This window comes from Staphylococcus chromogenes, from assembly GCF_029024625.1.
Classification (GTDB): domain Bacteria; phylum Bacillota; class Bacilli; order Staphylococcales; family Staphylococcaceae; genus Staphylococcus; species Staphylococcus chromogenes.
On the sequence record NZ_CP118953.1, the window covers coordinates 575,028 to 601,674 of the forward strand.

The 26,647-nt window shown below is 36.9% G+C and carries 28 protein-coding genes; 23 read left to right on the forward strand and 5 right to left on the reverse strand.

The genetic code is table 11. From position 1 onward, the window contains the following. Nucleotides 1-453 precede the first annotated feature (453 nt). The 8 genes from PYW36_RS02540 to PYW36_RS02575 all read left to right on the forward strand — a co-directional run bounded on the left by PYW36_RS02540 (nucleotide 454) and on the right by PYW36_RS02575 (nucleotide 9,044). Nucleotides 454-1,248 (forward strand): inositol monophosphatase family protein, encoded by a 795-nt coding sequence (locus tag PYW36_RS02540; protein ID WP_103158982.1) that lies wholly within the window; start codon nucleotides 454-456, stop codon nucleotides 1,246-1,248. A 148-nt stretch (nucleotides 1,249-1,396) separates the two neighbouring features. Continuing rightward, on the forward strand, nucleotides 1,397-2,311 hold the full coding sequence (locus PYW36_RS02545; protein WP_103159007.1) for an LCP family glycopolymer transferase: 915 nt from the start codon (nucleotides 1,397-1,399) through the stop codon (nucleotides 2,309-2,311). Nucleotides 2,312-2,409: 98 nt separating this feature from the next. After that, entirely contained in the window at nucleotides 2,410-3,051 is a 642-nt protein-coding gene (pcp, locus tag PYW36_RS02550; protein WP_103158983.1) for a pyroglutamyl-peptidase I, read from the forward strand. 172 nt (nucleotides 3,052-3,223) lie between these two features. Further along, nucleotides 3,224-6,160, forward strand: a complete 2,937-nt coding sequence (fdhF, locus tag PYW36_RS02555) for a formate dehydrogenase subunit alpha (RefSeq protein ID WP_103158984.1) — start codon at nucleotides 3,224-3,226, stop codon at nucleotides 6,158-6,160. Further along, nucleotides 6,160-6,624 carry a helical membrane plugin domain-containing protein gene (locus PYW36_RS02560; RefSeq protein WP_037574902.1) on the forward strand — a complete coding sequence of 155 codons (465 nt, stop codon included), beginning with the start codon at nucleotides 6,160-6,162 and terminating at the stop codon, nucleotides 6,622-6,624. Before fdhF ends, PYW36_RS02560 begins: the two co-directional genes overlap by 1 nt. 113 nt (nucleotides 6,625-6,737) lie before the next feature. After that, complete coding sequence (locus PYW36_RS02565; protein WP_037574900.1) at nucleotides 6,738-6,980, forward strand: hypothetical protein; 243 nt, start codon at nucleotides 6,738-6,740, stop codon at nucleotides 6,978-6,980. Nucleotides 6,981-7,006: 26 nt separating this feature from the next. Next, on the forward strand, nucleotides 7,007-7,789 hold the full coding sequence (locus PYW36_RS02570; RefSeq protein ID WP_103158985.1) for an N-acetylglucosaminidase: 783 nt from the start codon (nucleotides 7,007-7,009) through the stop codon (nucleotides 7,787-7,789). A gap of 130 nt (nucleotides 7,790-7,919) precedes the next feature. Then, nucleotides 7,920-9,044 carry an FAD-dependent monooxygenase gene (locus PYW36_RS02575; protein ID WP_103158986.1) on the forward strand — a complete coding sequence of 375 codons (1,125 nt, stop codon included), beginning with the start codon at nucleotides 7,920-7,922 and terminating at the stop codon, nucleotides 9,042-9,044. Between the two features lie 74 nt (nucleotides 9,045-9,118). Here PYW36_RS02575 and PYW36_RS02580 read toward each other — a convergent pair whose 3' ends face one another. The 3 genes from PYW36_RS02580 to PYW36_RS02590 form a co-directional block, all read right to left on the reverse strand. Further along, nucleotides 9,119-10,075 (reverse strand): 2-hydroxyacid dehydrogenase family protein, encoded by a 957-nt coding sequence (locus tag PYW36_RS02580; RefSeq protein ID WP_103158987.1) that lies wholly within the window; start codon nucleotides 10,073-10,075, stop codon nucleotides 9,119-9,121. Between the two features lie 205 nt (nucleotides 10,076-10,280). Beyond that, nucleotides 10,281-10,850 (reverse strand): CHAP domain-containing protein, encoded by a 570-nt coding sequence (locus PYW36_RS02585; protein WP_037574890.1) that lies wholly within the window; start codon nucleotides 10,848-10,850, stop codon nucleotides 10,281-10,283. Nucleotides 10,851-11,247: 397 nt separating this feature from the next. After that, the gene (locus tag PYW36_RS02590; protein WP_103158988.1) at nucleotides 11,248-11,625 is read right to left on the reverse strand and encodes a DUF4870 domain-containing protein; all 378 of its coding nucleotides are present in this window, start codon (nucleotides 11,623-11,625) and stop codon (nucleotides 11,248-11,250) included. Between the two features lie 190 nt (nucleotides 11,626-11,815). On the opposite strand from PYW36_RS02590, the gene PYW36_RS02595 reads away from it, so the two are divergent. The 3 genes from PYW36_RS02595 (at nucleotide 11,816) to PYW36_RS02605 (ending at nucleotide 14,923) form a co-directional block, all read left to right on the forward strand. Then, the gene (locus PYW36_RS02595; RefSeq protein WP_037574884.1) at nucleotides 11,816-12,892 is read left to right on the forward strand and encodes an NAD/NADP-dependent octopine/nopaline dehydrogenase family protein; all 1,077 of its coding nucleotides are present in this window, start codon (nucleotides 11,816-11,818) and stop codon (nucleotides 12,890-12,892) included. A gap of 20 nt (nucleotides 12,893-12,912) precedes the next feature. Further along, entirely contained in the window at nucleotides 12,913-14,325 is a 1,413-nt protein-coding gene (nhaC, locus tag PYW36_RS02600; RefSeq protein ID WP_037574882.1) for a Na+/H+ antiporter NhaC, read from the forward strand. A 124-nt stretch (nucleotides 14,326-14,449) separates the two neighbouring features. Next, a complete protein-coding gene (locus PYW36_RS02605) occupies nucleotides 14,450-14,923 on the forward strand; it encodes a hypothetical protein (protein ID WP_103158989.1) in 474 nt (157 codons plus the stop codon). A 142-nt stretch (nucleotides 14,924-15,065) separates the two neighbouring features. Here the strand turns inward: PYW36_RS02605 and PYW36_RS02610 are convergent, their stop codons facing one another. After that, nucleotides 15,066-15,848 carry a CHAP domain-containing protein gene (locus tag PYW36_RS02610; protein WP_103158990.1) on the reverse strand — a complete coding sequence of 261 codons (783 nt, stop codon included), beginning with the start codon at nucleotides 15,846-15,848 and terminating at the stop codon, nucleotides 15,066-15,068. A gap of 453 nt (nucleotides 15,849-16,301) precedes the next feature. Between PYW36_RS02610 and PYW36_RS02615 the strand changes: the two genes are divergently transcribed. The 9 genes from PYW36_RS02615 to PYW36_RS02655 all read left to right on the forward strand — a co-directional run bounded on the left by PYW36_RS02615 (nucleotide 16,302) and on the right by PYW36_RS02655 (nucleotide 23,485). Further along, a complete protein-coding gene (locus PYW36_RS02615) occupies nucleotides 16,302-16,646 on the forward strand; it encodes a PH domain-containing protein (RefSeq protein ID WP_103158991.1) in 345 nt (114 codons plus the stop codon). 129 nt (nucleotides 16,647-16,775) lie between these two features. Continuing rightward, entirely contained in the window at nucleotides 16,776-17,825 is a 1,050-nt protein-coding gene (locus PYW36_RS02620; protein WP_103158992.1) for an LLM class flavin-dependent oxidoreductase, read from the forward strand. 18 nt (nucleotides 17,826-17,843) lie between these two features. Beyond that, nucleotides 17,844-18,197: a DoxX family protein gene (locus tag PYW36_RS02625; protein WP_037574870.1), complete on the forward strand. Its 354-nt coding sequence runs from the start codon at nucleotides 17,844-17,846 to the stop codon at nucleotides 18,195-18,197. A gap of 258 nt (nucleotides 18,198-18,455) precedes the next feature. Next, nucleotides 18,456-18,803 (forward strand): transcriptional regulator, SarA/Rot family, encoded by a 348-nt coding sequence (locus PYW36_RS02630; protein ID WP_037574867.1) that lies wholly within the window; start codon nucleotides 18,456-18,458, stop codon nucleotides 18,801-18,803. Between the two features lie 264 nt (nucleotides 18,804-19,067). Then, nucleotides 19,068-20,234 carry an acyl-CoA dehydrogenase family protein gene (locus tag PYW36_RS02635; RefSeq protein ID WP_103158993.1) on the forward strand — a complete coding sequence of 389 codons (1,167 nt, stop codon included), beginning with the start codon at nucleotides 19,068-19,070 and terminating at the stop codon, nucleotides 20,232-20,234. A gap of 87 nt (nucleotides 20,235-20,321) precedes the next feature. After that, nucleotides 20,322-20,717: a YbaN family protein gene (locus tag PYW36_RS02640; RefSeq protein ID WP_103158994.1), complete on the forward strand. Its 396-nt coding sequence runs from the start codon at nucleotides 20,322-20,324 to the stop codon at nucleotides 20,715-20,717. Between the two features lie 187 nt (nucleotides 20,718-20,904). Beyond that, the gene (locus PYW36_RS02645; protein ID WP_037574859.1) at nucleotides 20,905-21,819 is read left to right on the forward strand and encodes an ABC transporter substrate-binding protein; all 915 of its coding nucleotides are present in this window, start codon (nucleotides 20,905-20,907) and stop codon (nucleotides 21,817-21,819) included. 328 nt (nucleotides 21,820-22,147) lie between these two features. Continuing rightward, a complete protein-coding gene (locus PYW36_RS02650; protein WP_037574857.1) occupies nucleotides 22,148-22,702 on the forward strand; it encodes a biotin transporter BioY in 555 nt (184 codons plus the stop codon). A gap of 24 nt (nucleotides 22,703-22,726) precedes the next feature. Beyond that, nucleotides 22,727-23,485, forward strand: coding sequence for a GNAT family N-acetyltransferase (locus PYW36_RS02655; RefSeq protein ID WP_229717293.1), 759 nt, complete (start codon nucleotides 22,727-22,729; stop codon nucleotides 23,483-23,485). A 71-nt stretch (nucleotides 23,486-23,556) separates the two neighbouring features. Here the strand turns inward: PYW36_RS02655 and fdhD are convergent, their stop codons facing one another. Further along, entirely contained in the window at nucleotides 23,557-24,354 is a 798-nt protein-coding gene (gene fdhD / locus PYW36_RS02660; RefSeq protein ID WP_037574851.1) for a formate dehydrogenase accessory sulfurtransferase FdhD, read from the reverse strand. A 188-nt stretch (nucleotides 24,355-24,542) separates the two neighbouring features. On the opposite strand from fdhD, the gene modA reads away from it, so the two are divergent. The 3 genes from modA to PYW36_RS02675 are packed head-to-tail and all read left to right on the forward strand — an operon-like array spanning nucleotide 24,543 to nucleotide 26,623. Continuing rightward, entirely contained in the window at nucleotides 24,543-25,316 is a 774-nt protein-coding gene (modA, locus tag PYW36_RS02665) for a molybdate ABC transporter substrate-binding protein (protein WP_103158995.1), read from the forward strand. Between the two features lie 8 nt (nucleotides 25,317-25,324). Beyond that, a complete protein-coding gene (gene modB / locus PYW36_RS02670) occupies nucleotides 25,325-25,996 on the forward strand; it encodes a molybdate ABC transporter permease subunit (RefSeq protein ID WP_037574845.1) in 672 nt (223 codons plus the stop codon). Next, nucleotides 25,997-26,623: an ATP-binding cassette domain-containing protein gene (locus PYW36_RS02675; RefSeq protein ID WP_037574842.1), complete on the forward strand. Its 627-nt coding sequence runs from the start codon at nucleotides 25,997-25,999 to the stop codon at nucleotides 26,621-26,623. The last annotated feature ends 24 nt before the right edge of the window (nucleotides 26,624-26,647 follow it).

Below are 26,647 nucleotides of genomic sequence, written 5' to 3' on the forward strand. Positions count from 1 at the left end.
CCATCTCTTAGTCTTTCTTAATATATTTTACCATATTAAAATGGAGATGCTTATTAATAAGAATTTCAATGTATATTGACGTTCAAATGACGTAGAAACTGTGGGGTCTATGTAAATAAAAAAAGAAAATCAAAAAAATAAAAGAAAACGCTTACATTTTTGCAGGATTTGTGATATAGTATGAATTAGCTACTAGGGGATGGTACAGCATCATCAAACGAGGGGTAAGCTATCAGCAGATAGTTAAAGTTTGACGTGATAAGTTGTACTTATGGCTAGTTAAACATCTTCAATATTTATTACTTACTTTCCTTTCTATGCCGGTTGGTTTATCCAATCGGTTTTTTTATTTAATTAATATCAAGGACATTATTCTGGGGGTCATCGGTCAATATTGGTATATATGAATATTACGATGTATAATGAAAACAATCCGTTAGAGGAGGGATAGTTATGGTTTCTCAAAATGATATTAATGTAATAGACAATGAAATAAAAACATGGTTACGTGGACTTAATTTGTTAATTCCATCTTTGATAAAAGAAATCTCTACTGATACTAAAAAGAATCGGTTTGACCTTGTAACAAATGTGGATAAAACGTTGGAATCAAATTTTGAGCGTTTTCTCGCTGATTTATATCCAGACCACACATTGTATGGTGAAGAAGCGCACCAAGCAACGGACAATTTAAGAAAAGGCTATACGTGGGTAATGGATCCTATTGATGGCACTGCAAATTTAGTCAAGCAACAAGATGATTATTGTGTGATTCTCGCTTTATTTGTTGATGGGCGCCCTACGTTATCTTACATATATGATTTTCCACGTCAAAAATTGTATCATGCCAAACGTGGAGGAGGCGCTTTCGTTAATGATAAACGTATCGAACCGGTGGCTTCAATGGCGCTTTCAGATGTGCTTGTTTCCTTTAATAATAAAGTATTAAATGATTCAACGATGCATGCCTTACTCGATGCCTCATTTGCTTATCGATTGATTGGCGCATGTGGTTTAGATTCAGCGCGTGTGTTTACAGGGCAATTTGGGGCACACATTCATACAAATGCGAAACCTTGGGATATTGCGGCACAGTTTTTATTTGCTGAAGAATTAGGGCTCAAAATGACAAACTTTGATAAAGAAGAGATCGATTTTGTCACTGGAGGTCCCTTTATTATTAGTAATCCGGGATGCCACGATGAAATATTGTCCATTTTGTTGGCCGATGAGGGCTATGAAAAATAGGCGTTGCGTCTTAAGACGGATTCGAAATGAATTCAATTGCGATATTATCAAATTATTGTTATAAAAATAAACATATATTGAGTAATCAATAGAATGGAGTGAACACATTTTGGACTATCAAAGATCCAAGAAACGTAAAAATCCTGTAATGAGAGTGTTATTGTGGATAATTGGTATTTTACTCATTTTAGTGCTACTTGCTATCGCCTATTTAACGTTTAAAATCTTTTCTACAGGAGGTGCCATTCATAATCCTTTAAACCGAGAACATTCAGCTTTACGTTCTAGTCAGGTCAACATGGACAAAGGGGAACCGATTTCTATTGCACTTTTTGGGATAGATTCGAATGCGCAACGCCAGCAACAACATGACGGGCAACGAAGTGATACTATAATGTTGTTATCGATTAACCCAGATAAAAAAACGTCAGAAATTATTAGTATTCCACGTGATACACGTGCAGAAATTGTAGGACGTGGAACAACTGAAAAAATCAATCATGCCTATGCCTATGGTGGACCAGATATGGCTGTTAAATCACTCGAAAAATTAATGAATGTGCCTATCGACCATTACGCGACGGTAGATATGGATGGACTTAAAGATACGATTGATACAGTAGGGGGCATTGATGTTGTCAGCAACGCAACATTTACCGCTCAGGGACAAACCTTTACTCAAGGCCAAAAAGCGCATCTTAATGGAGACCAAGCGATGGCATTTATTAGAAGTCGTAAAGAATCTGGAGCTGGAGGCGATTTTGGTCGTCAAGAGCGTCAACAACTTGTGCTCCAAGGTTTAGCGAACAAATTAACAAGCGTCTCTTCTATTACTAATTTTAATGGTTTAATGAATCAGTTGAGTGATAACGTTAAGACGGATATGACTTTAGGAGAATTAAACACGTTCAGAAGTAACTATAAAGAGGGTAATGAAACTGTAAATAGACACCAACTTCAAGGTTCAGATACAACAGGTGAAGACGGTCTTTATTACTTTGTACCTGATGAAAACAGCAAACAACAAATTGTACAACGTTATCGTGATAATTTAGGATTATAACATTTAAAATTCGCCTTTTTTGTGGGCGGATTTTTTTCTATATTAAACGGTTATTTTCAATAAGTTGGACTTGAAAATTTTAAAAAGGAGGAAGAAACATGAATATTTTAATAACTGCATTTGAAGCTTTTAATGGAGAAAGCGTTAATCCTGCACAATTAGCAACGGCAGATTTACCTGAACATATTGAGCATCATCCTATAGACGTTCTTGTCATTCCCACCAGTTTTAAAGACAGTGTTGTGGCGATTGAATCGCAATTGGCTAAAAAAACATACGATGTTGTCATCGCTGTAGGACAAGCAGGTGGTCGGTCTGCAATCACTCCTGAACGTATAGCGATTAACATTGATGATGCCGTGATTCCCGATAATACTGGAGAACAACCCATCAACCAGCCTATCCAACCCAAAGGGCCAGCAGCGTATTTTTCTGATTTGCCTGTAAAGCGCATGGTGCAACACCTCCGAGAAGCGGGAACACCTAGTGAATTATCCAACACTGCTGGAACATTTGTTTGTAATCATGTGATGTATCAGTTAGCCCACCTCGCTAAAACGAGTTATCCTAATATGCGAACGGGATTTATTCACCTCCCTTATGCTACTGAACAAGTTCATGGACGAGAAAAAGTGCCTGCTATGCCCGTTTCAACGATGACGAGAGGGCTTATGTTGGCGATTCAAACGGCTATTCAATTTTCTGAAGATAGTGATGGTGTTTTAGGCACACTTTCATAAGCATAGAAAATGAATTTATGGGTATAGAAAGTTACCGCTTTCATTTTTGTAAAATGAACAATAGGTAAAATATTGGTAAAAGGTTAACATTTACAGTTAAACAGTATAAAATAGTAATAGCTAAGTATGTGGGGGCATCTTAGGCATATATTTGATTTATAGGGGGGATACTATGCAAGAACATCTTATCGTAACTTTAGATGGTAAAGATTATCTTGTAGAACCAGGTAAAAATTTACTTGAGTTCATTAAAGAGCAAAATACATTCGTACCTTCCATTTGTTATAACGAATCATTAGGTCCTATACAGACATGTGATACATGTGCAGTCGAAATCGACGGGCAAATCGCACGCGCTTGTGGGACGACAATTGATCGTTCAATGGTAGTCAACACACAAGGTCAAGATGTACAAACAAGTCAAAAAGAAGCTTTAGATCGCATTTTAGAAAAACACCAACTGTACTGTACAGTTTGTGACTATAATAACGGCAACTGTGAAATTCACAATACAATGGACGAATGGGGCCTAGAACACCAAACATATGAGTATAAACCAAAACCCTATGAGGTTGATTTTGGGCCATTCTATCGCTATGATCCAAACCAATGTATATTGTGCGGACGTTGCGTAGAAGTGTGTCAAGACGTACAAGTAAACGAAACGTTAACGATTGACTGGGAACGTGAACAACCACGTGTTATTTGGGACAATGATGTTTCAATTAATGAATCCTCATGTGTAGGATGCGGTCAATGTGCAACGGTATGTCCATGTAACGCCATGATGGAAAATAATATGGTTGGCAATGCAGGCTACATGACTGATATTGAACCAGGCTCATTAGCCTCTATGATTGATTTAACGAAAAAAGCAGAAACAGGCTACGGCCCATTATTTGCTGTGTCTGATTCAGAAGCTGCGATGCGTGAAGAACGCATTAAGAAAACAAAAACAGTATGTACATATTGTGGTGTCGGCTGTAGCTTTGAAGTTTGGACAAAAGACCGTGAAATTCTAAAAGTACAACCGTCTCATGATTCACCAGCCAATAAAATTTCAACTTGTGTTAAAGGGAAATTTGGTTGGGACTACGTGAACTCTGAAGAGCGTTTAACGAAACCATTGATTCGCCGTGGCAATCAATTTGAAGAGGTTGAATGGGAAGAAGCGATTCCATATGTCGCTAAGCGCATGAACGATATTAAAGAAAAATACGGTTCAAAAGCACTTTCATTTATTTCATCTTCAAAAGCTACAAATGAAGAGTCTTATTTAATGCAAAAAATGGCACGTCAAGTCTTTGGAACAAACAATATCGATAACTGTTCACGCTATTGTCAAGCACCGGCGACTAAAGGTTTATTCCGCACGGTGGGTCATGGTGGAGACTCTGGTTCTATTGAGGATATCGGTAATGCTGAAATGGTTATTACGATTGGTACGAATACAGCTGAAGCGCACCCTGTCATTGCTTCACGTATTAAACGATCTCACAAGCTATTTGGTCAAAAATTACATGTTTTTGATATTCGTAAACATGAAATGGCGCAACGTGCGGACGAATTCTATCAACCTCATCCAGGGACAGATTTAGTCTGGTTGTCTGCCGTGACAAAATACATTATCGACAATGATTGGCATGACAAAGCATTCATTGAAAAATGGGTGGATCATGCAGATGAATATTACAAATCCCTTGAACCTTATACAATGGAGTTTGCTGAAGAAACAACAGGCATTCCTAAAGAACGCTTAATTCACTTAGCTAAAGAAATTGTTAGCGTGAATTCAGTAGTTGTTTGTTGGGCAATGGGTGTAACGCAACAAGAAACAGGTTCTGATACAAGTACGGCGATTTCAAATATGTTACTTGCAACAGGTAACTACATGAAACCAGGCGCAGGTTCATATCCATTACGTGGTCACAACAACGTACAAGGATGTTCTGACTTCGGTAGTATGCCGGATAAATTCCCAGGTTATGAAGGGGTTACAGATGATGCAGCACGCGCACGTTATGAAAAAGCATGGGGCGTAAAAATTCCAAGCGAACCTGGCTATGACAACCATCAAATGATGGATCATATTCATGCAGGTGATGTACACAGTCTCTTTATTCTAGGGGAAGATACGGGTATTGTTGATTCAAATATCAACTACGTTCAAGCTGCTCTTGAAAAAGTAGACTTTTTAGTCATTCAAGATGAGTTCTTAACATTTACTGCTGAATATGCAGATGTGATTTTACCAGCGAGTCCATCACTTGAAAAAGAGGGTACATTTACAAATACTGAACGTCGTTTCCAACGCTTATATCAAGCGTTAGAGCCATTAGGTGATTCTAAACCAGACTGGCAAATTACACAACTTATTGCACAAGAACTTGGCTTTGATTGGAACTATCAACATCCATCTGAAATTATGGATGAAGCTTCTGACTTAGCACCAATGTTTGCAGGTGTAAAATATCATCGATTAGAAGGTTACAATAGTTTACAATGGCCTGTTGAAGCGGATGGTACAGATTCTCCATTGTTGTTTACAGAAGGCTTTAACTTCGATAATGGTAAAGCAAAATTCTTCCCACTCGAATTTGATAACTTCTATAAAACAAATGAAGAATATGATTTACATGTGAACAATGGACGTGTACTTGAACACTTCCATGAAGGTAATATGACGTATAAAGTTCCAGGACTTAAATACAAAATGCCATCAACATTTATTGAAATTTCACCAGAACTTGCTAAAGAGCGTGGTATCCACGAAGGGGCAGCGGTTAAATTAACGTCCGAAACAGGTGAAGCTACAGGTCATGTTCATATTACAGACCGAGTAAAAGGTAAACAAATCTATTTACCACTTAATGATAACAATGCTGCGGCCATCAACTACTTGACGAGCAGTGTGACTGACCCAGAAACACATACACCGGCATATAAATCCACTTGTTGCCGTATGGAAGTCTTAAGTAAGCGTGGTAAATCACCACTCAATCCGACAAATTTCCGTAACCAACAGCGCAATCCGCAATATAGTGTGGCAGTTGAGAAAAAATGGGCAAGACCAGATTACGTCTTCCCAGGGGATCAGGTGATGAAATAATGGCTGAGAGAATTTCTAAAATTAAGCGTATTGAAAAATCAGAAGCAGAAATCAAAGCAGAACAAGTGACGAAAGTGACAGATGCCATTGCCGCCAACAGTGACAGTATTTTAAAAGCAATTAAGCTAGTTGAAGCTTTAGATGAAGCTAAAATACTCGACGCTTTAACTGGAGCAGTCAAGCAACGTGGCGTGATTACAGAAAAAATCGTCACGGAATTAAACAAAGACCAGTATGCTGGGGCCATCCATAATATCGGTCAAATGGCTTTCTTACTCGGTGATTTAAATCCAGATGATTTAAAAATTCTAATGAATAAATTGAATAAAGGATTACGTGTAGCGCATCAAGCAAGCGCAAATCAACGCACATCAATTACTGGATTAATGGGCATCCTAAAAGATGATGACATGAATCAAAGTTTGACATACTTCCTAAATATTTTAAAAGGTATGTCAAGATAGATGAAAAAGTGGATGAGGTCGTTTTATACCTCATCCACTTTTTTTATGCTTGATCATCAAGCATAGTCATAGGTTTCATGATAAAATATAATGTGTTACAAAGGAGGAAATCTATGGATATTAAAAAAATCAAACTGCTTGCGATACTCTCTAATGTATTGATCGTTTTAGGATTGATTTCATTATTTTTTATACATACCATTGTGGCTATCATTTTCTTTTTACTTTCATTAGGATTAAGTCTGGTTGTATTTAATATGATGTTCAATGGTAAAAAATGGATACGTATCATTGTGAATGCTTCGTATGCCATCGTGTTAATCATCGTGATTGCCGTTTTACTCGCAATGACGTAAATTTTAATCAATTTGGGGAGTAACAGATGAAAGCATATATAAAAAAGCATCCTTCTCGGGTATTAGTGATTGTGATTTTAGCTGTCTTTTTTATTTTACTATTCATTAATGAGACGACCTTTTTAAAAAATGATAAAAATGTGACCTTTGATGAAGCTTATCAACGTCAAGTGAACGGACAAGTGCTTCATACTAAAGCAAGTCACAATCAATTTGTTGAAGCTTCGAATGAGGATGTTAAGGAAGCCATGCGCGTTAAACTAAGTGATTCCGATTTACAATATATGGATTTATCAGAACCCGTTCAATTGTCGGAAGAAGAAGTGAATCAAATGCTTAAAGGTAAAGGGGTCCTTGAAAATCAAGGAAAGGCTTTTTTAGAAGCGCAAAAGCAATATGATGTCAATGTGATTTATTTGATGAGTCACGCACTTGTTGAAACAGGTGAAGGGCGTTCTGAGTTAGCGCGTGGGATTAAACATGGCAAAGATCGCTATTACAACTTTTTTGGGATTGGGGCGTTTGACAGCAACGCAGTGGATACTGGAAAAAGCTATGCGGTGCGGGCAAAATGGACATCGCCTGAGCGTGCGATAAAAGGCGGGGCACAATTTGTAAGAGAAAACTATTTTAAAAATGGTCAAATCACGCTGTACCAGATGAAATGGAACCCTCAAGCGCCTGGTACCAACCAATATGCGAGCGATATTGACTGGGCCGCTAAAATTGCAGACCATATGCAAACATATTATGACAAATTTGGAATCAAAAAAGAACAAGTACGTCGTGATTTTTACCGCAATACCTAAATGAGAAGTTCGTTCGAGTTTAGCGTAGAAAAATTGGGCTAATTAACAGATGAAGCGTGAAAGGTTGATAAGGAAGAGGGCAAAAGCAATCTTTTTGTCCTTCTTTTAATGTTGAATGAGGTGAAAGAGAATGAAAATAGGAATCGTGGGGGCAGGCATTGGTGGTCTCACTGTAGCTGCACTCTTACAAGAACAAGGTCATGAGATTCAAGTATTTGAGAAAAAAGCCAGAATTGAGGACATCGGTGCAGGGATAGGCATTGGCGATAACGTCATCAAAAAATTAGGGGAGCATGACTTAGCAAAAGGATTGAAAAATGCAGGACATATCCTAGAATCGATGCAAATTAGTGATGATCAAGGACGATTATTAACTGAGGTCCCTTTTGCGAAAGAGACGACAAATTTAACAATGTTACGTCAATCGCTCACCGAACTTATTGCAACTTATGTAAAAACAGAAAACATACGTTTTAATGAGGAAGTGATTGGTATTCATGTGGCAGAAACTGGAGTGACCCTTGATTTTGTCTCAGGTGCGACATCACATTTTGATCTTGTGATTGGTGCAGATGGCTTACATTCAAATATTCGACAAGCCATTTTTCCTGATAGTAAGGTTAATTATCAAGGTTATACTTGTTTTCGTGGTGTCGTTGAAGATATGACGCATCTCGGACAAGTTGCGACGGAATACTGGGGACGCAAAGGACGCTTCGGTATCGTCCCTTTATTAAATGGTCAAGCGTATTGGTTTGCAACTATGAATGCCAAAGAGAAAGATGCGAAGTATTTACATTATAATAAACCGTATTTACAAGCATATTTTAACCATTTTCCGGAAGATGTTCGATCAGTTTTGGATAAACAACCTGAGACAGAAGTCTTGCATCATGATATTTATGATTTAAAGCCATTGAAAACTTTCACTTATAAAAATCGTGTCCTCTTGTTAGGTGATGCAGCGCATGCCACTACGCCTAATATGGGACAAGGGGCAGGTCAAGCTATGGAAGATGCCATCCTATTAAGTGGCTTGTTTGAAAAGTACGACATGGTAGAAGCCTTAAAAAAATATAATCAATTAAGAGTTAAACATACTGCAAAAGTTATTAAGCGCTCAAGAAAAATCGGTAAAATAGCACAAAAAGAGGGGAAAATAAGCACAGCTTTAAGAAATCGTTTCATGTCTGTGCTGCCAAATCAACTCATCGCAAATCAAACAAAATTTTTGAATAAATCAAAGCGCTTATAATCGCATGATTCATCATCATGAATAAAGGCCAGAACTTCCTTATACGGGGGGTTCTGGCCTTTTGGTTCATGGCTTTAAGCGTTCACAATGTAGTCCGGTGTTTCGCCTTGCGCTTTTTTAATTAAATTATTTGCAACGATTTCAGCCATCATATCACGCGCCTCAAAAGTAGCATTACCAATATGTGGTGTAATAACTACATTATCAAGAGATTTTAAGCCTTCAGTAATTTCAGGCTCAAATTCATAGACGTCTAGGGCAGCACCTTCAATGGTTTTATTTTGAAGTGCTTCGAGCAATGCTTTTTCATGTACAATAGGTCCACGAGAAGCATTGATTAAATAAGCTGTTGATTTCATAAGTTTAAGTTGTTCGGCATCAATCATATGTTCCATTGAAGTATTGTAAGCCGCATTAATCGTAATGAAATCTGATTCTTTAAGTAACGTTTCTAAATCAACATAAGAAGCATCAAGCGCTTGTTCTTTGTCTTCTTTACGATGAGGTCCAGTATATAAAATATTCATATCGAAACCTTTAGCGCGGCGTGCCACTGCACTTCCAATTTCACCTAAACCGATGATACCAATGGTTTTACCTGACACTTCACGACCTCTAAAGAAGAGAGGAGCCCAACCGTCGAATCCTTCATGACGCATGAGTTGATCTCCTTCTGGAATGCGACGCGCCACTGCGAGTAAAATACCCATCGTGAGTTCTGCTGTAGCATTTGTAGAGGCTTTTGGTGTATTAGAAACCTCGATACCTTTAGATTTTGCATAATCAATATCTACATTGTTAAAGCCTGCACCGTAGTTCGCAATAAAGGCAAGTTGTTCACCACTATCAATCACTTCTTTATCAACGTTTGTCGACAACAAGCTCACGAGTCCAAAAGCATCTTTGACACCTTTTTTTAATTCATCTTGACTAATAATGCCTTTTCCTTCATACATTTCAACTTCAAAGTGTTCTTTTAATAAGTTGAGACCTACTTCTGGAATAGGTCCAGCAACGAAAATCTTTTTCATCGTCATTCCCACCTTTCTCTTCAAGTATAAAGTAAACGTTTTCTCAGTGACAAGACAAGCGTACTTAAATCATAAAAAAGTGGACTTGAAATCAAATTCAAGCCCACTTTTTATAAAGTTTATTTTAGAACGAGTGACATAGATGCACACACCCAATGCACTTAAATCAATTCAAAAATACAGCGCATCTTGTCATGAAGTTCTATTATTTTACGTGAATGTAATTGTATGAACCAGCTTCACTTGCTGAAATTGTACGTTCACTTACACTGAATGGTCCGCCATTGTAGTTCATTTCTGAAACTGTAACTGAACCGTCTTCATTTACAGATTCTACATAAGCCACGTGGCCCATAGGTCCTTCAGATGATTGTAAAATTGAACCAGCTTCTGGTGTATTGTTCACTGTGTAACCTGCTGCAGCTGCTGCACTTGCCCAGTTGTTAGCATTGCCCCATGTTGAACCGATTGATCCACCGACTTTGTCATACACGTACCAAGTACATTGACCCGCTGTGTATAAGTTACCTGCTGAAACAGAACCTGTTGAATGTGTAGATGTAGATGTAGTTGTTGTGTTTGTACCATTTGTATATGATGAAGAGTTATTTGAAGAATAATCGTAGTTTGTTGAACCACCATTTGTATTGTAGTTGTAACTCCAAGAATAATTATAGCTACCTTCAGCGGCATCAGCATCGTGATGATCTAATCCAATTGCTGCTGCACCTACTCCTGCTGTTAATGTTGTTACTGTAGCGATTTGCTTTAACATAATAAAAGTCCTCCTAAAGATTAATTAGTATTTTATGAATAGATTCCTTATTTGCTTAAAGTATTCCCATGAGTATGCCACTCAAGGGGGATTTTTTGAATCGCTATTTTAACGACAAGACAAACTTTAACAAAAAAACCAACCTTTGTGTGGAATGTTACGATTTTGTAATCAAATGTAAAATTAGTTGATTTATTTTGTAATGATAACTTTTAGAGTGTTTTTGAGAAATAAAAGTCAAAGACATCCAATTTTAAATGTCGAAGTAAGAGGGGAAAGTCAGTAGTGATGCGTTATTTTTGAAGCCAAAAAAGATAGGAGCATGCGGGAGCGCTCCTATCTTTAGTGTTCTAACAAAAGGAATTATGTCACTGTTGTAACATTTTTTGTAACAATATTATTTAAAAAAACGAATTGAAAGTGGGGGTAAATAATCTTCACCATTATAAGCTTTAATAATGGCGACGATGTGAAAAATAAATGAAAGCAGTAAAACAATCGGTAAAATAACAAAACCAATGAGTACAAACATGAGTAGAGAGGCAACGATAGACCAAATCGAATAAGAGATAATAAAGTTAAAATAATTTTTGCCGCTAATATCTACAAATCGAGAAGTGTCTCGTTTTATCAACCATATAAGTAAAGGTCCTATAATACTTGTGAAAAATGATGTGACATAAATAAGGACGGCCATTAAACGTTCATCATCAGTTGGAACGTTTATATGAGGTGTATTTACTTGATGATAAAAGTGCGCATCATTATGATTCATGTTAAGAATTCCTCCAATTTAATGTACAATATTTTACATTAATTTTAACATATTTACTGAGTGATTTTACAAATATTTATGTTTCAAAATAGTATAAAATGAGCTTTTATAATAACTATTTTCTTTTAACGCTCGGTCTGTTAACATGCTTATGAGACATATTTATTTGATGAGGAGTGGGGAAGAAATCATGAAAATTGCTATCGTAGGTTCAGGAAATGGGGCAGTGACAGCTGCTGTTCAAATGAAAGATAAAGGTCATGATGTACGTTTATATTGTAGAAATCAAAGCATTCATAAATTTGATCATGCCAAAGCAAAAGGGGGCTTTCAATTTATTGAAGAGGGTGAAAGTTCTTTTGTGCCTTTTACAGACATTAGCGACGATATGGCTTACGTTTTAGAGGATGCTGAAGTCATTATGTTAATCATTCCGTCATCTTTTATTGAATATTATGCAGAATTGATGGCACCTTATATTCACGATGATCAAATTATTTTCTTTAATATGGCAGCGGCTATGGGTTCTGCCCGTTTTATTAAAGTTTTAAATGAAGTGAAAAGTGACATTCGTCCTGTGTTAGCTGAAGCGAATACACTGACATATGGCACACGCGTTGATTTTGATGAAGCTATTGTCAATTTATCTTTAAATGTGCGTAAAGTTTATTTTTCAACATTCAATACGGAAGACTTAAGTGCCACATTTAAAAAAATTGAAACGCTTTATCCTTATATTGTAAAAGAAGAGAGCTTATGGCGAACAAATCTAGAAAATGGAAACCCTGAAGTGCATCCCGGACCAACTTTATTAAATGTAGGGCGTATTGATTATAGTGGAGATTTCGCTTTGTATAAAGAAGGCATTACAAAGCATACGGTGAGGCTATTACACGCAGTTGAATTAGAACGCTTAACGCTTGGAAGAAAATTAGGCTTTGAACTTGAAACAGCTAAGGAAGGGCGTATTGAACGTGGCTACTTAGAAAGAGAGGACGAGGATAAATCGCTAAAAACGTTATTTAATGAAAGTCCTGTTTTCTCTCAAATTCGTGGTCCACATGAAGTGAATAATCGCTATCTCACAGAAGATATCGCTTACGGGCTTGTGTTATGGTCAAGTTTAGGCCGTGAAATTGGGGTTCCAACGCCTAATATCGATGCAATTATTGTGATTGCATCAACAATTTTAGAACGTGATTTTTATAAAGAGGGATTAACGATTGAGGATTTAGGCCGTGAAAACGTTGGCTTAACATCTTATTAAAAGCGATGGGGGGAGTATTCATGACGCGAAAACCTACTTTATTAGAATCGCTATCAACCATTGTCGTGATGATGGTAGTGGTATGTGTAGGATTTATCTTTTTTGAAATTCCTGTTCAACCTTTACTGATTATTGCTTCAGCATATGCTGCATTTATCGCATGGCGTGTAGGTCTTCGTTGGAAAGATTTAGAAGAGGGGATTACACAACGATTGGCGACAGCGATGCCTGCGATTTTCATTATTCTTGCAGTGGGCATTATCGTTGGGACGTGGATGTACTCAGGAACCGTACCAGGTTTAATATATTATGGTTTAAAGTTTTTAAGTCCACAATTTTTCCTAGTCTCTGCATTTATTATTTCGGCAGTTTGTTCTGTGGCAACTGGAACTGCATGGGGCTCGGCTTCTACTGCCGGCATCGCTTTAATCGCCATTGCTTTACAAATGGACATTCCTGCAGGTATGGCAGCGGGCGCGATTATCTCTGGGGCAGTTTTTGGAGATAAGATGTCCCCATTATCAGATACGACAAATCTTGCATCACTTGTCACGCGTGTCAATATATTCAGCCATATTAAACATATGATTTGGACGACGATTCCAGCATCAATAATCGGAATGATTATTTGGCATATTGCCTCTATGGGCCTTGCGCACAATGCGAACACTAAAAATATACAAAAGTTGCTTCACGATATAGAAACGATGTATCATATGAACTTTTTAATTTGGATTCCTGCGATTGTGATTATTGCTTGTCTTGCTTTTAAAATGGCAACAGTGCCAGCGATGCTAATTTCGAGCGCATCTGCCATTATTGTTGGAACGCTTAATCATGGATTCAAATTACAAGATGGCTTTAAAGCTACATTTAATGGTTTTACACCTGATATGTTGTTAGTGAAAACAGAGGGATTATCGAAAAATGCACTTACACTGATTGAACAAGGCGGCATCATGAGTATGACTCAAATTATCGTAACGATTTTTTGTGGTTATGCTTTTGCTGGCATCGTTGAAAAGGCAGGCTGTTTAGATGTACTTTTAGAATCAATTTCAAGTCGTGTGAATCATCGTGGATCACTCATATTGGTGACAGTTATCGGGACTTTAACGATGGTGTTAGCTGCAGGTGTAGCTTCTGTGGCGATTATCATGGTTGGCGTTTTATTAATGGATATGTACAACAAAATGGGTTATGATCGCGTCAATTTATCTCGGACACTTGAAGATTCAGGCACAATGGTCCTACCATTAATCCCTTGGGGAACATCCGGTGTTTATTATACGCAACAACTCGGCGTTCCGGTAAGCGAGTTTTTCATTTGGGCCATTCCTTGTTACCTATGTATCGTGATTGCCTTATTTTACGGTTTTACAGGTATAGGTATTAAAAAAGGAACAACACCTGATAAAACGATGACAACATAAATGTCCATGATATACGCTTGGTTTTAATAAAATGTGAAATTTATATGTTTAAAATTACCAAAAACGGTAATACTATTAATGTAAATGAGGTGATTCCATATTTTACTTAATAGTTCTTGTAGCGATGACACTATTAGGGTTTGGGATTCACCAATTTATCAATAAAGACTTACTTGTACTAAAAAGTCCTTCTATCATTTTCTGGGGTGCCAGCTTTATATTGTATTTTGTAGCGATTGTACTTTATAAAGCTGAAACCCTTACTTTTGTGTTTAAAGTCCATGAGGCTATGATCATCACTATATTCGGTTTTACGGTGTTATGGGTTTATTCACATTTATATAAGTCTATTGATACAATTGTCTATACGGTCATTATCGCCATACTAACGCTCATGTGCGCTTTAGTTACCATCCCAAACCCTCATGCAGACATGATATCACTGATGCTCGTTGTGCGACTAATTTTAACGATGTTGTTTGTCGCAGTGGGTGTTCATGTAGTCTGGAAGCAAATTAAAGCCAAACAGATGGAAAATTTTCCACTGTTGTATCTCTTTGCCTTTGGATATTGGGTCACTATTGCCTATTGGATATAAAAGGTTTCTGAAACAGTAACCGTTTGCTGCCTACGAAGTACTTTGCTTTGTGGGCAGTTTTTTAATACCAAAAAAAGACCAACCTTTTTGAGAGAGGTTGGTCTTAAAACTAAGGTTTCCTATAGCTAGGAAAGTATGTGTATTAGTGGATGAAGTTATAGCTTGCTGCTTGGCTCGCAGAAATTGTACGTGAAGTCACAACACCAGGGCCTTGGCCGTAGTTCATTTCTGATACCGTGATAGATCCATTATCATTAACAGATTCTACATAAGCTACGTGACCGAATGGGCCAGCTGTCGTTTGCATGATAGCGCCTGCTTTAGGTGTATGGTTTACTGAGTAACCTGCAGCAGCTGCAGCGCTTGCCCAGTTATTAGCATTGCCCCATGTTGAACCGATTGTACCACCGACACGGTCAAAAACGTAGTAAGTACATTGTCCAACAGTGTATAAGTTAGAACCAGATGTACCTCTTGATACAGAGCGTGTTGCATTAGATGTTGTTGAAGTTGTATAACTGTTATTTGATGTCATTGCTTTTGGTGCTGATGTTTGTACAGGCGCACTGTAGTTACGTGTTGGTGTAGCATATGAATAAGATGATGCGTTTGAATTGTTAGCATTTGAATAATTTGCATAAGATGCACGTGAGTATGATGGATTGCTAGCGTATGAATTGCTTTGAGTTGTGTAATTGTAGTTATAACCATTACCACCATTAAATTGAGCTGGAGACCAGTTACCTTGCCATGTAAAATGGTATTGATTGTTTTGGTCGATTGTATAGCTGTAACTATAAGATGTTGGATCGTTTGGATTATATCCACCATTATATTCAGCAGCATCTGCTTCTTGTCCGTGTGCTAAAGTGAATGCAGCTACACCTGCAGTAGCGATTGTAGTCGTAGCGATTATTTTTTTCATTTGAAAAAGTCCTCCTAAAAAGTTTAATACATATTTATTTTAAAAATAGGCCAAATGCAAAAGTGACATACTTTAATATTAATTTTAAAAATTTACTTTGTTTTAACAACGAATAATACTTTAACAGAAAAGCGCGTATTTGTGTGCGGTGTTACCACTTTGTAATTTTTAAGAAAATTTGAATGATTTAGCCAGATATGTTATGGGGAAAGAAGTGCATGATTTATCACTACTTTTTTATAGGAAGTGGAAAATTTAGAGTTGTTAGAAAATAATTGTTACCATTTTGTAATATAACTGATACTTAAAGGAATAACTACTCTTACTTCTCAAAGGGTAATAAGTAAAAGAAGAAGTGAACCACATGCTGCGTTATGAACCAATCACAAAGTGAGTATTTTCACACTCTTCTTGTTATAATCGAAGCGAGACTTTTTAGAAGGAGTGGATAAGATGATACTTGACCGTGTGAACCCAGAAGATTTATTTCCAACTGAGAAAGTAGGACCAGCTGTTCTAGGCATTATTGAATATGAAGTACAAGGACAAAGCGAATATGAAGGGGCCTATATCGCAACAAATGAGCGATTAATTATGAATGTAGATATGAACGGTCAATTTTATTACCGAAATATTCCTTATAACGATATTTCAAGTATTTCCTATGAAGACGGGAAGCTTTTGTTTGGTTTTGAAGTTGGAAAAGTCGCGATGAAATCTCTCAAAAGTAAAAATGTAGATGCATTTATTGCGTATGTACAACAACAAATGACACATGCAACTAAAACACAAAATTAGATGCAGAAGCTGATTTGAAGGGCTTTTGAGAAAAAATATTTCAAATTCGAAATAAAATCATTGACGCACGAAATGTTAGGGCGTATACTTTGAGTATAATATTTATACTGAAGTTGAGGTGACAATGGCATGAAAATAGAATTAGGTTTAACTTCATTTGCCGACAACCACGAAATCTATACTGAAGAAGGATCCTCCCCAGCACTTTCAAATGCTGAACGTATTCGTCACATCGTCGAAGAAATTCAAGTTGCGGATGAAGTAGGCTTGGATGTCTATGGTCTTGGGGAACATCATCGCCCAGATTATGCAGTCTCAAGCCCTGCTACAGTGCTTGCGGCAGCAGCAGCGACCACTGAAAATATAAAATTGTCTTCTGCTGTGACAGTGCTTTCTTCAGACGATCCTGTACGTGTGTATCAACAATTCTCTACAGTTGATGCCATTTCAAATGGACGTGCTGAAATAATGGCGGGTCGAGGCTCATTTATAGAATCTTTCCCATTATTTGGGTACGATTTAAATAACTACGAACAATTATTTGATGAAAAATTGCAACTTTTAATGGATATTAACAAAAATGAAATTGTTCATTGGGAAGGCAGCATGAGACCTAAAATTGATGGTTTAGGTGTATATCCTAGAGCGGATAAGGAAATTCCAATTTGGCTTGCAACTGGAGGCACTCCAGAGTCTTCTCTTAAAGCAGGTGCGTTAGGTTTGCCGATTACTTATGCTATTATAGGAGGTAATCCAAAACGATTTGCGCGTAATGTTGCGATGTATAAAGCAATCGCAGAGTCCAATGGCTTTAATGCAGACGACTTACAAGTTGCTTCACACTCATGGGGTTATGTGGCAGATACTGATGAACAAGCACAAGCTGAATATATGCCAGCAACAGAAGCCCATCATAACATTATTGCGAAAGAACGTGGATGGCCACCGTTTACGTTAGAACACTTCCAACGTGAAATTGGTCCAAATGGCGCAATGTATGTAGGTAGCCCTGAAACAGTCGCACAAAAAATTATTGATACTGTTGAAGCATTAGGACTTACACGTTTTATGTTACACCTTCCAATAGGGTCAATCCCGCATGAACGTACACTTCGTTCTATCCGTTTATTCGGTGAGAAAGTAAAACCAATTGTAGATCAATATTTTGAAAATAAATAATTAAGGAGAGATTTAACAATGTTATTAAGATATGTAACAAATTTAAAATTAGCAAAAGAATTACTTGGAGCAGCTAAACCTAAATTAAAAAACGATCAAGGGATGAGAGATGCATTTGAATCATTCAATCTATCACCTGAGCTCGTACGTGTTGTAGGTGCAGCTGAAGGCGCAGCAGCCGTATTATTCGGTTTAAGTATTTTTAATAAACGTTTATCTCAAGCAGCATCAATCATCACAGTTATCGTACTTGGTGTAGCAATTCAAAAACACTTTGCTGCTGGACATGGTAAAGAAGGTGCTAAAGCTGCAATTGATATTGCTTCAATGGCAGGTTTAAGCTTAGCAGATACGTTAGTAAGCCGTAAATAAATTTTAAAGTAATAGATTCCGATAAAATAAGCAAAACAGGTTAGGACAATGGTTCTAACCTGTTTTTGTATTCAAAATCACCTCAAAAAGTGAGTGGTTTAAGAATATTTTGAATATATTTCCAGAAAGTAATTGAAAAAAACACGTCAACGGTTTAGAATACAATATATAATAAAATAAATTTCCAAGTAAATATAGTTTTAGAAAAACAGAACGTTACGTATACATCTTGGATAGACAACTTTGGGGTGATTAAAAATGAGAAAATATCCAATTAAAAACATGAAAGAATTCATTGCGATGACGCGAACAGTCAAAGAAACATCAACTCTCATAAAACAAAAACATGGACTGACATACGAAGAAATGTACATTCTTGTTTATGTTTATGAAAAAAGGCTTCCAGCATACAATGTGAAAGACATCATTACGGTTTCAAAATTTAAACCCTACTACATCACAAAAGCATTACAGAAACTTAAAGAACAAGGATATTTATCTAAAAAACGTAATGAACAAGATGAACGTACCGTAATTATTGAAATTACAAAAGATCAATACAAAATGATTGACCAACTGTTCAAACAAATAGAAACGCTGTTTTGATAAAGATGTATTGCATTAAATCAATGGATATATAACTCAGAGCATAATCATGCGTGACATTCTGGATAAATACTTAAGATGTTTTATGACAACGCGTCATCGAGAGCTAAAACAAATTCTATGTTTTAGCTCTCCTTTTTTTATTTAAATGTTTAATGAGTCATTCAAAATTTGATTTATATTCATTTGAATGGGAACTTATGGTGGATTATATTATAATGTTGAGTGAGATGATAAGAAATAAAGCGAAAGAGAGTGAAAGATATGCAATCCGTATTAATTCAATCTGAGATTCAAAAGAAATGGATAGATAAACTAGAGTCTCAAAGAGCAACTTTTGAATCATTCGCACATGATAATGATCAAAATGCCTCATTTCCGCATCAAAATATTCAATGGCTGATTGACGAAGGCTATACTCAGTTAACGCTACCCAAAGCGTATGGAGGGTATGGTGCAACAATTGAAGATATGGTTATTCTGCAAACTTTACTAGGTTCTATGGACGGTGCTACAGCCCTTTCAATTGGATGGCATATGGGGTTAATTGGTGAATTATTTGAAAAACAGGATTGGGATGAAAAATTATTGAATCAACTTGCTGAAGAGGTTAAAAAAGGGGCTTTGATTAATCGCGCAGTGAGTGAAGCTGAAACTGGGAGCCCAACGCGAGGAGGCCGCCCTGCCACATATGCTGAGCGTCAGGGAGAATATTATGTATTGAATGGGGTGAAAACGTTTACGTCTATGAGCCCAGCTTTAACACATATTTTAGTGGCAGCCTACATTCCAGAGAAAGAAACAGTAGGATTTTTCTTAGTCAAAACGCCTACAGAAGGGTTAACCATCGCAGACAATTGGGACATGGTCGGTATGCGTGCGACTGAAAGTCATGACCTTATTTTAAAAGATGTCAAAGTTCCCCTCGAACATCTCGTTGAACTTAAAGGTCAAGGGCCTAAGTTTCAAAATGGATGGTTGCTTCACATTCCTAGTGCTTATTTAGGCATTGCACAAGCCGCAAGAGATTATGCATTTCAATTTGCAACCACACACCAACCCAATAGCATTGAAGCCCCGATTGGTGAATTGCCAGTGGTTCAACAAAATTTAGGCAAAATGGAAACGAAATTACTCGCAGCGCGACATATGTTATGGAGTACAGCGCACGCCTATCAATCAGATTTATCAATGCAGTCCATCTCTAACGAAACAAACGCAAGTAAAATCATTGTGATGAATGAAGGATTGGACGTAGTTGATCTTGCCATGCGTGTCGTTGGTGCTAAAAGTTTAGAAATGTCACGTCCGTTACAACGATATTATCGTGATATGAGAGCAGGGTTGCACAATCCACCGATGGAAGATATGGCCTATAGTCAAATTGCACAAATGGCCCTTAAAGCAGTACCAACGCATGATAATAAGTAGATCCATAATCAACCTAAATCTAGACTGTTGAAAGATAGAAAACACCTCTATATAATGAAACATATTACAATATAGGAGATTCTCATCATGCGCTATTTTTTAGTCGTAGTTGGCGTCATCTTCACAATACTAGGTTTTCTAGGAGCTGTTTTACCTCTTTTACCCACCACTCCTTTTTTATTAGTAGCTGTGATTTGTTTTGCCAAAAGTTCGAGACGATTTCATGATTGGCTCGTCCAAACAAGCTTATATAAAGCTTATGTAGAAGATTTTAAAACGTATCGCGGTTATACAATGAGAAAGAAAATTCAACTTTTAATCAGTCTTTACATCGTTGTCGGATTTTCTTTTTGGATGATAGATATGCCAATCATTCGAATCGGTTTACTCGTGATGGTCATTATGCAAACCATAGTACTGTTTACTTGGGTACGTACATTGCCCAAAAGTCATGATTTAAGAAAAAAATATGATACCTTCTAGCTTAAATGTTAAAAAGAAGGCATCATTGAAGAATATATTTGTTAAAAGCGGGGAGAGTGCTCATGAAGGCATTTCCTCCGCTTTTTATGTTTGAAAAATTGTGTGAAACTATTGAAATACTGATTGCCTTAATCGGAGAAAGTGATGTATAATAATGATAATCATTTTCAATTGGAGGAAATCACATATGAAAAAATGGATCATTCCATTTGTCGTTTTAATGTTTGTTTTAGCGGCATGTGGTCAAAATAAAGATGAACAGTCATCAAAAGAAAGTCAAAAAACGTTGGCAATTAAAACAGCTGATGGAGAACAAAAAGTTAAAATCCCTGAAAAACCTGAGCGTATTGTCGTCTTAGCACCGACTTATGCTGGGGGCTTAAAATACTTAGATGCGAATATTGTTGGTGTTTCAAATCAAGTAGACCAAAGTCCAGTTTTGAAAAAACATTTCAAAAATGTGGATAAATTAGGGAATGAAGATGTTGAAAAAGTCGCGTCATTAAAACCAGATTTAATTATTACGTATAATACAGATAAAAATACGAAGAAACTCGAAAAAATTGCGCCTACTTTAGCGATGGATTATGCGCAATACAATTATTTAGAGCAACAAGAATTACTTGGGAAAATAATGAATAAAGAAAAAGAAGTTGCAGATTGGAAAGCAGATTGGGAAAAACAAACCCAAGAAGATGGTGAAGCAATTAAAGAAAAAATCGGAGATAATGCCACTGTGTCCATTTTCGAAGACTTTGATAAGAAAATCTATGCTTATGGAAAAAACTGGGGTCGTGGTAGTGAAGTGCTCTATCAAGCATTTGGCTTAAAGATGCCAGCTGAATTAGAAAAAGCAACGAAAAAAGAAGGATGGAAAGAAATCTCTAAAGAAGAAATCGGGACTTATGCTGGGGATTACATTGTAAAAGCAAAAGTACCAAATGCAGCAGAACCTGAGTTCTCTAAAACCGCGATGTGGTCAAATTTACCAGCAGTTAAACAACAACATGTGATTGAAGCAAATTCAAATGTTTATTGGTACAATGATCCATATTCATTAGATGTAATTCGTCAAGATTTGAAAAAACAATTGTTAAAATAGTCCTACTACAGAAGTTAAAATCTCTACCTTATTAATTTTTATTTAAAATAGCCATCAAAATTTATCAGAGGGTAAGTTTTGATGGCTTTCTAATATATGTGAGACCCTAAATTCTAATAATATGAACAGTAAACTTCAAATATTGGACTAAAACTGCATTACATAAAAATGTGAGTGCTGAAATTAAGGCTTATGTCATATTGTAAACAAACTAGAAATAATGTTTACATTCGTGTATAATACGGCAATGGTGATGCCTTGACTTCTAGGAGGAACAAAATTAAAGAATTGCCTATATAATGTTTACATGAATAAGGAGGAAAGTGACGTGAAAACACGATTACTTGTTTACACAGCTTTAATGACGGCAATTATTGCTGTAATGGGGTTTGTACCGGCGATACCTTTGCCATTTATACCGGTACCTATTGTTTTACAAAATATTGGAATATTTTTAGCAGGAATGATTTTAGGACGTAAATACGGCACGCTTAGTGTACTCGTATTTTTATTACTTGTTTTATGTGGTGCACCTCTCTTATCTGGAGGCCGTGGGGGCATTGGTGTATTAATGGGACCAAGTGCTGGGTTTCTCATTATGTATCCCGTCGTTACATATTTAATGGGGTGGATGCGTGATCGCCATTTTAATGGCTTAAATGTCATCAAAGTATTTTTTATCATTTTAATTTTTGGTGTTGTATTATTAGATGTAGTAGGAGCAATTGTGATGGGCTTTGTGATTCATATGCCAATCTCTAAAGCATTGGTGCTCTCACTCACATTCTTACCTGGGGATATTATTAAAGCAATCATCGCATCTATCATCGCGATGGCTTTAATCAAAAATCCGGTGACAGGACGTATTTTTAAAAATGTATAATCTATCTTAAAGGGGAGGATACATGTGAGTCATGTATCATTAAAAGACATTTATACTGATGGGCACCTTGTTGAAACAGCGCAACGCTATACGAGATATTTAACACCAGAGCAACCTTTAAAATTTGATGCAAATAAATGGCAATATCATGAAATGCCAGATATTTTAACTTTTAAAGGAGACATGATGTGGCAAGAACAACATCATTTGGCCCAAGGCTCTCGTCATCTTCATTTTGACTTTCCAGAGGATCAAACATTGTCACAAGATATGTTGCGTTTTTTAAGAGCCTCCGGTTTTGAACTCGGATGCGTTGAGATGTATGCCATTGAAGGTAGAGAACTCCAAAGCTTAACAGATGAGCCTATCTGTTTGAAAAAAGTGACCTTACAAACAGTACAAGATTACCTCGAGATATTTAATCTTGTGGGGGCACCATATGGAGAAGACTACTTGAAAGAAGCAGGTCAACATATTATCGAACAAGTGACACAAGGCACCCCTTGTTTGGAATATTATGTCGCCTATGAAAATGGACCTGTTGGGATTCTCAATTTAATTCAAAAGCGCAACACTGTAGAAATAGACGGTTTTGCTGTCAAACCAGAACTACAAGGACGCAAGATTGGCACGCGGATGCAAGCGCAAGTGGGTAAAATCGCAAAACAGCGACTTGTCATTTTAGTGGCTGATGCTGAAGATACGGCCAAAGAGATGTATGTGAAACAAGGCTATACGTATTTGCATTTTCGATATAGTGCATTATTAGAAAAAAATACTTAGAATTATAATCTATAAAATTGAACGGGACTTAGAAATTTGGCTAGTGTCAGCCTCTGTCTAAGTCCCATTTTTTAATCAATTTTTTGAGTTATGCGTTTTGCATGACTATAGATATTAAAATGTCCATCACGCACAAAACCTATTGTAGTGATGTTTAAGTCATTCGCCAATTGAATGGCTAATGTTGTCGGTGCAGATTTTGAAATAATCATACCGACCCCAATTTTCGCAGCTTTAATTAAAATTTCAGACGAAATGCGACCGCTGAAGATTAAGACTTTATCTCTTACTGAAATTTCATTTTGTATACAGTATCCATAGAGTTTATCTAAAGCATTATGTCTACCGATATCTTGTCGGTGAATATAAAATTCCTGGCCATCACTAATGGCAGCATTATGTAAGCCACCCGTCGCTTGAAACGTTGCACTTTCATCTTGTAAGCGCGCCATTAAAGTTAAAACTTGTTCAGGATGGAGATTGAGGTTGCTCATGGATGTTTTGGCAATCGCTGCATCATTTTGAAAGTAAAACTCACGGCTTTTTCCACAACAGGACGCAACGAGGCGTTTAGTTGAAAGTTGTACACGGTCATGTACGTTGTACGTAATCTCCACATGGGCAAAACCTTTACTATCATCAATGTCAAGTTGCTTTAATTCTTTACGTTTCAATATGACACCTTCAGAAGCTAAAAAGCCTAGTACTAATTCTTTCAAGTTGGTCGGGCTACAAATGACGGTCGCAAATTCTTCACCGTTTACCATAATGGTTAATGGGAACTCTGTCACATAATCATCGTATGTTTCAAAAAGTTCGCCATCTTCATACCGAATAATTTTTTGATTATAGTTGATATCTCGATTCACCCCGAACCCCCCTTATTTCAATATGTTTATTTTACGCTTAAAATCAAATTTAGCAAACTGATGTGTTTGTCGTATGAGTGATACTTTGAAAGTGAAGAAAGTTTTTAATCCAACGTGCAATTTAACGATACTTATATGATAATAGACGTAAAGTTTAATTTATAAAATTTGAAAGGGGTATTTTCTATATGAAAAAAATTTGGCTATTAAGTATGAGCTTAATCGTCTGTCTTTTAATGATTGCAGGTTGTGGCCAAAATAGTTCAAAGTCAGAGCACTCTGATGCATCAAAAGAGAATACACTTACAATTTCAGCTGCAGCTAGTCTAACTGACGTCACAAAAGCATTAGAGAAAGAATTTAAAAAAACACATCCAGATACAAAAATTGATTTTAATTATGGTGGCTCTGGCGCTTTAAGACAACAAATTGAAAAAGGAGCACCCGTAGATGTGTTTATGTCTGCGAACACGAAAGATGTCGATACGTTAAAATCAAAAGATAAAGTGATAGAAACTTACGACTATGCGCATAACAAATTAGTGTTGATTAAACAAAAAGGACAACCCACAAAAACATTAAACCAACTTTCAAAAGAGGATCATCTTGCGCTCGGAGAGGTTGAGTCTGTCCCTGCAGGAAAATATGCAAAAACGTATTTAGAAAGAGAAGGTCTTTGGAAACAAGTACAGCCACAAATCGTTTATACAAAAGATGTTCGAGAAGTGTTAAACTATGTTGATAAAGGCAATGCCACATACGGTTTTGTTTATGAGACAGACTTATACGCGGGGAACACACAAAAATCAGGTGTTGAAAAAGTAAAAGCCGTTAAGCTAAATCAACCTATTACATACCGCATGGGTCGTATTTCAGATAATAAAGCCAGTGAAGCATGGTCTAAATTTATGAAAAGCGATAAAGCTAAAGCAATTTTAAAAGATTATCATTTTGAACAATAGGTGATTGTATGGCTGATTTAACGCCATTATGGATTTCATTACGTGTCGCATTTATCAGTACGGTGATTGTCATTATTTTAAGTATTATTTTGGCAAAATTACTTTACAATAAGCAGAATACGTGGACAAGATTAATTGAAAGTTTTTTGTTGTTGCCCATTATTTTGCCACCCACAGTTTTAGGTTTTTTACTTCTGATTGCCTTTTCTGTTGAGGGCGCATTTGGACATTTTATAACTCACGTGCTAGGAATACAAGTTGTTTTTTCGCTTGTAGGCGCTACTGTAGCCTCTGTCATAGTGAGTTTCCCATTAATGTATCAACACACCGTTCAAGGATTTCGCAACATCGATCGACAGATGTTAAACGCAGCGAGAACGATGGGGGCCTCAGAGTCTAAAATATTTTTTAAATTAATTCTCCCTTTGTCGAAACGTGCACTTATCGCAGGGGCAATGTTAGCTTTTGCGCGTGCCATCGGGGAGTTCGGTGCGACGTTAATGGTAGCAGGTTATATTCCTGGTCGTACCAATACATTACCTTTAGAAATTTATTTTCTTGTTCAACAAGGGCAAGAAAATAAAGCATGGCTATGGGTGCTCGTATTAGTTGCATTTTCTATTACGATTATTGGAACGATGAATATGCTCAACAAAGAGCATTACAAAGAGAGGGATTAGATGTTAAATATTTATATTAAACACCATGTTAATCGTCATCTTATTCAACTCAATATTCATACTGAGAATCCTAAAATATATGCTATCGCAGGCGTTTCTGGAGTGGGGAAAACGACCCTTTTAAACATGATTGCTGGTTTACGTACACCAGAAGAGGGGCGTATCCAAATTGGAACACGCACATTGTTAGATACGCAAAAAAAGTTAACGCTTCCCACACAAAAACGTAAAGTGGGCTATTTGTTTCAAGATTATCAATTATTTCCGCATATGACGGTCCTTCAAAATATTGAATTTATGCATCCTGAAAAAGCGCATGTGGCCAAATTATGTGACGCGCTAAAGATTGAACACTTAAAACATGTCTATCCGGATCGATGTTCGGGAGGAGAACGGCAACGCGTCGCCCTTGCACGTGCATTAAGCCAAAAGCCTGACTTATTACTCTTGGATGAACCGTTTTCAAGTTTAGATGATGACACGAAAGAAGAGAGTATGGCTTTAATTCAAAATATTTTTGCGGAGTGGCAAATTCCAATTATATTTGTGACGCATTCCAAATATGAGGCCTCTCAGTTGGCGCATGAAACCCTACACATTAAAGTAACGGAATCAGAAATCTTATAAAAATTTATAAGCGCTATGTGGCAA

What these genes read in the sequence shown, in the direction of transcription:
- PYW36_RS02645 (WP_037574859.1), top strand. Translation starts at nt 20,905, where the DNA reads ATGAAAAAATGGATCATTCCATTTGTCGTTTTAATGTTTGTTTTAGCG.
- PYW36_RS02615 (WP_103158991.1), top strand. Translation starts at nt 16,302, where the DNA reads ATGATACTTGACCGTGTGAACCCAGAAGATTTATTTCCAACTGAGAAA.
- PYW36_RS02595 (WP_037574884.1), top strand. Translation starts at nt 11,816, where the DNA reads ATGAAAATTGCTATCGTAGGTTCAGGAAATGGGGCAGTGACAGCTGCT.
- PYW36_RS02635 (WP_103158993.1), top strand. Translation starts at nt 19,068, where the DNA reads ATGCAATCCGTATTAATTCAATCTGAGATTCAAAAGAAATGGATAGAT.
- modB (WP_037574845.1), top strand. Translation starts at nt 25,325, where the DNA reads ATGGCTGATTTAACGCCATTATGGATTTCATTACGTGTCGCATTTATC.
- PYW36_RS02570 (WP_103158985.1), top strand. Translation starts at nt 7,007, where the DNA reads ATGAAAGCATATATAAAAAAGCATCCTTCTCGGGTATTAGTGATTGTG.
- PYW36_RS02560 (WP_037574902.1), top strand. Translation starts at nt 6,160, where the DNA reads ATGGCTGAGAGAATTTCTAAAATTAAGCGTATTGAAAAATCAGAAGCA.
- PYW36_RS02630 (WP_037574867.1), top strand. Translation starts at nt 18,456, where the DNA reads ATGAGAAAATATCCAATTAAAAACATGAAAGAATTCATTGCGATGACG.
- PYW36_RS02575 (WP_103158986.1), top strand. Translation starts at nt 7,920, where the DNA reads ATGAAAATAGGAATCGTGGGGGCAGGCATTGGTGGTCTCACTGTAGCT.
- fdhF (WP_103158984.1), top strand. Translation starts at nt 3,224, where the DNA reads ATGCAAGAACATCTTATCGTAACTTTAGATGGTAAAGATTATCTTGTA.
- PYW36_RS02565 (WP_037574900.1), top strand. Translation starts at nt 6,738, where the DNA reads ATGGATATTAAAAAAATCAAACTGCTTGCGATACTCTCTAATGTATTG.
- PYW36_RS02580 (WP_103158987.1), bottom strand. Translation starts at nt 10,075, where the DNA reads ATGAAAAAGATTTTCGTTGCTGGACCTATTCCAGAAGTAGGTCTCAAC.
- PYW36_RS02545 (WP_103159007.1), top strand. Translation starts at nt 1,397, where the DNA reads ATGAGAGTGTTATTGTGGATAATTGGTATTTTACTCATTTTAGTGCTA.
- PYW36_RS02610 (WP_103158990.1), bottom strand. Translation starts at nt 15,848, where the DNA reads ATGAAAAAAATAATCGCTACGACTACAATCGCTACTGCAGGTGTAGCT.
- PYW36_RS02625 (WP_037574870.1), top strand. Translation starts at nt 17,844, where the DNA reads ATGTTATTAAGATATGTAACAAATTTAAAATTAGCAAAAGAATTACTT.
- PYW36_RS02605 (WP_103158989.1), top strand. Translation starts at nt 14,450, where the DNA reads ATGACACTATTAGGGTTTGGGATTCACCAATTTATCAATAAAGACTTA.
- PYW36_RS02620 (WP_103158992.1), top strand. Translation starts at nt 16,776, where the DNA reads ATGAAAATAGAATTAGGTTTAACTTCATTTGCCGACAACCACGAAATC.
- nhaC (WP_037574882.1), top strand. Translation starts at nt 12,913, where the DNA reads ATGACGCGAAAACCTACTTTATTAGAATCGCTATCAACCATTGTCGTG.
- modA (WP_103158995.1), top strand. Translation starts at nt 24,543, where the DNA reads ATGAAAAAAATTTGGCTATTAAGTATGAGCTTAATCGTCTGTCTTTTA.
- PYW36_RS02585 (WP_037574890.1), bottom strand. Translation starts at nt 10,850, where the DNA reads ATGTTAAAGCAAATCGCTACAGTAACAACATTAACAGCAGGAGTAGGT.
- PYW36_RS02640 (WP_103158994.1), top strand. Translation starts at nt 20,322, where the DNA reads ATGCGCTATTTTTTAGTCGTAGTTGGCGTCATCTTCACAATACTAGGT.
- PYW36_RS02540 (WP_103158982.1), top strand. Translation starts at nt 454, where the DNA reads ATGGTTTCTCAAAATGATATTAATGTAATAGACAATGAAATAAAAACA.
- PYW36_RS02675 (WP_037574842.1), top strand. Translation starts at nt 25,997, where the DNA reads ATGTTAAATATTTATATTAAACACCATGTTAATCGTCATCTTATTCAA.
- PYW36_RS02590 (WP_103158988.1), bottom strand. Translation starts at nt 11,625, where the DNA reads ATGAATCATAATGATGCGCACTTTTATCATCAAGTAAATACACCTCAT.
- pcp (WP_103158983.1), top strand. Translation starts at nt 2,410, where the DNA reads ATGAATATTTTAATAACTGCATTTGAAGCTTTTAATGGAGAAAGCGTT.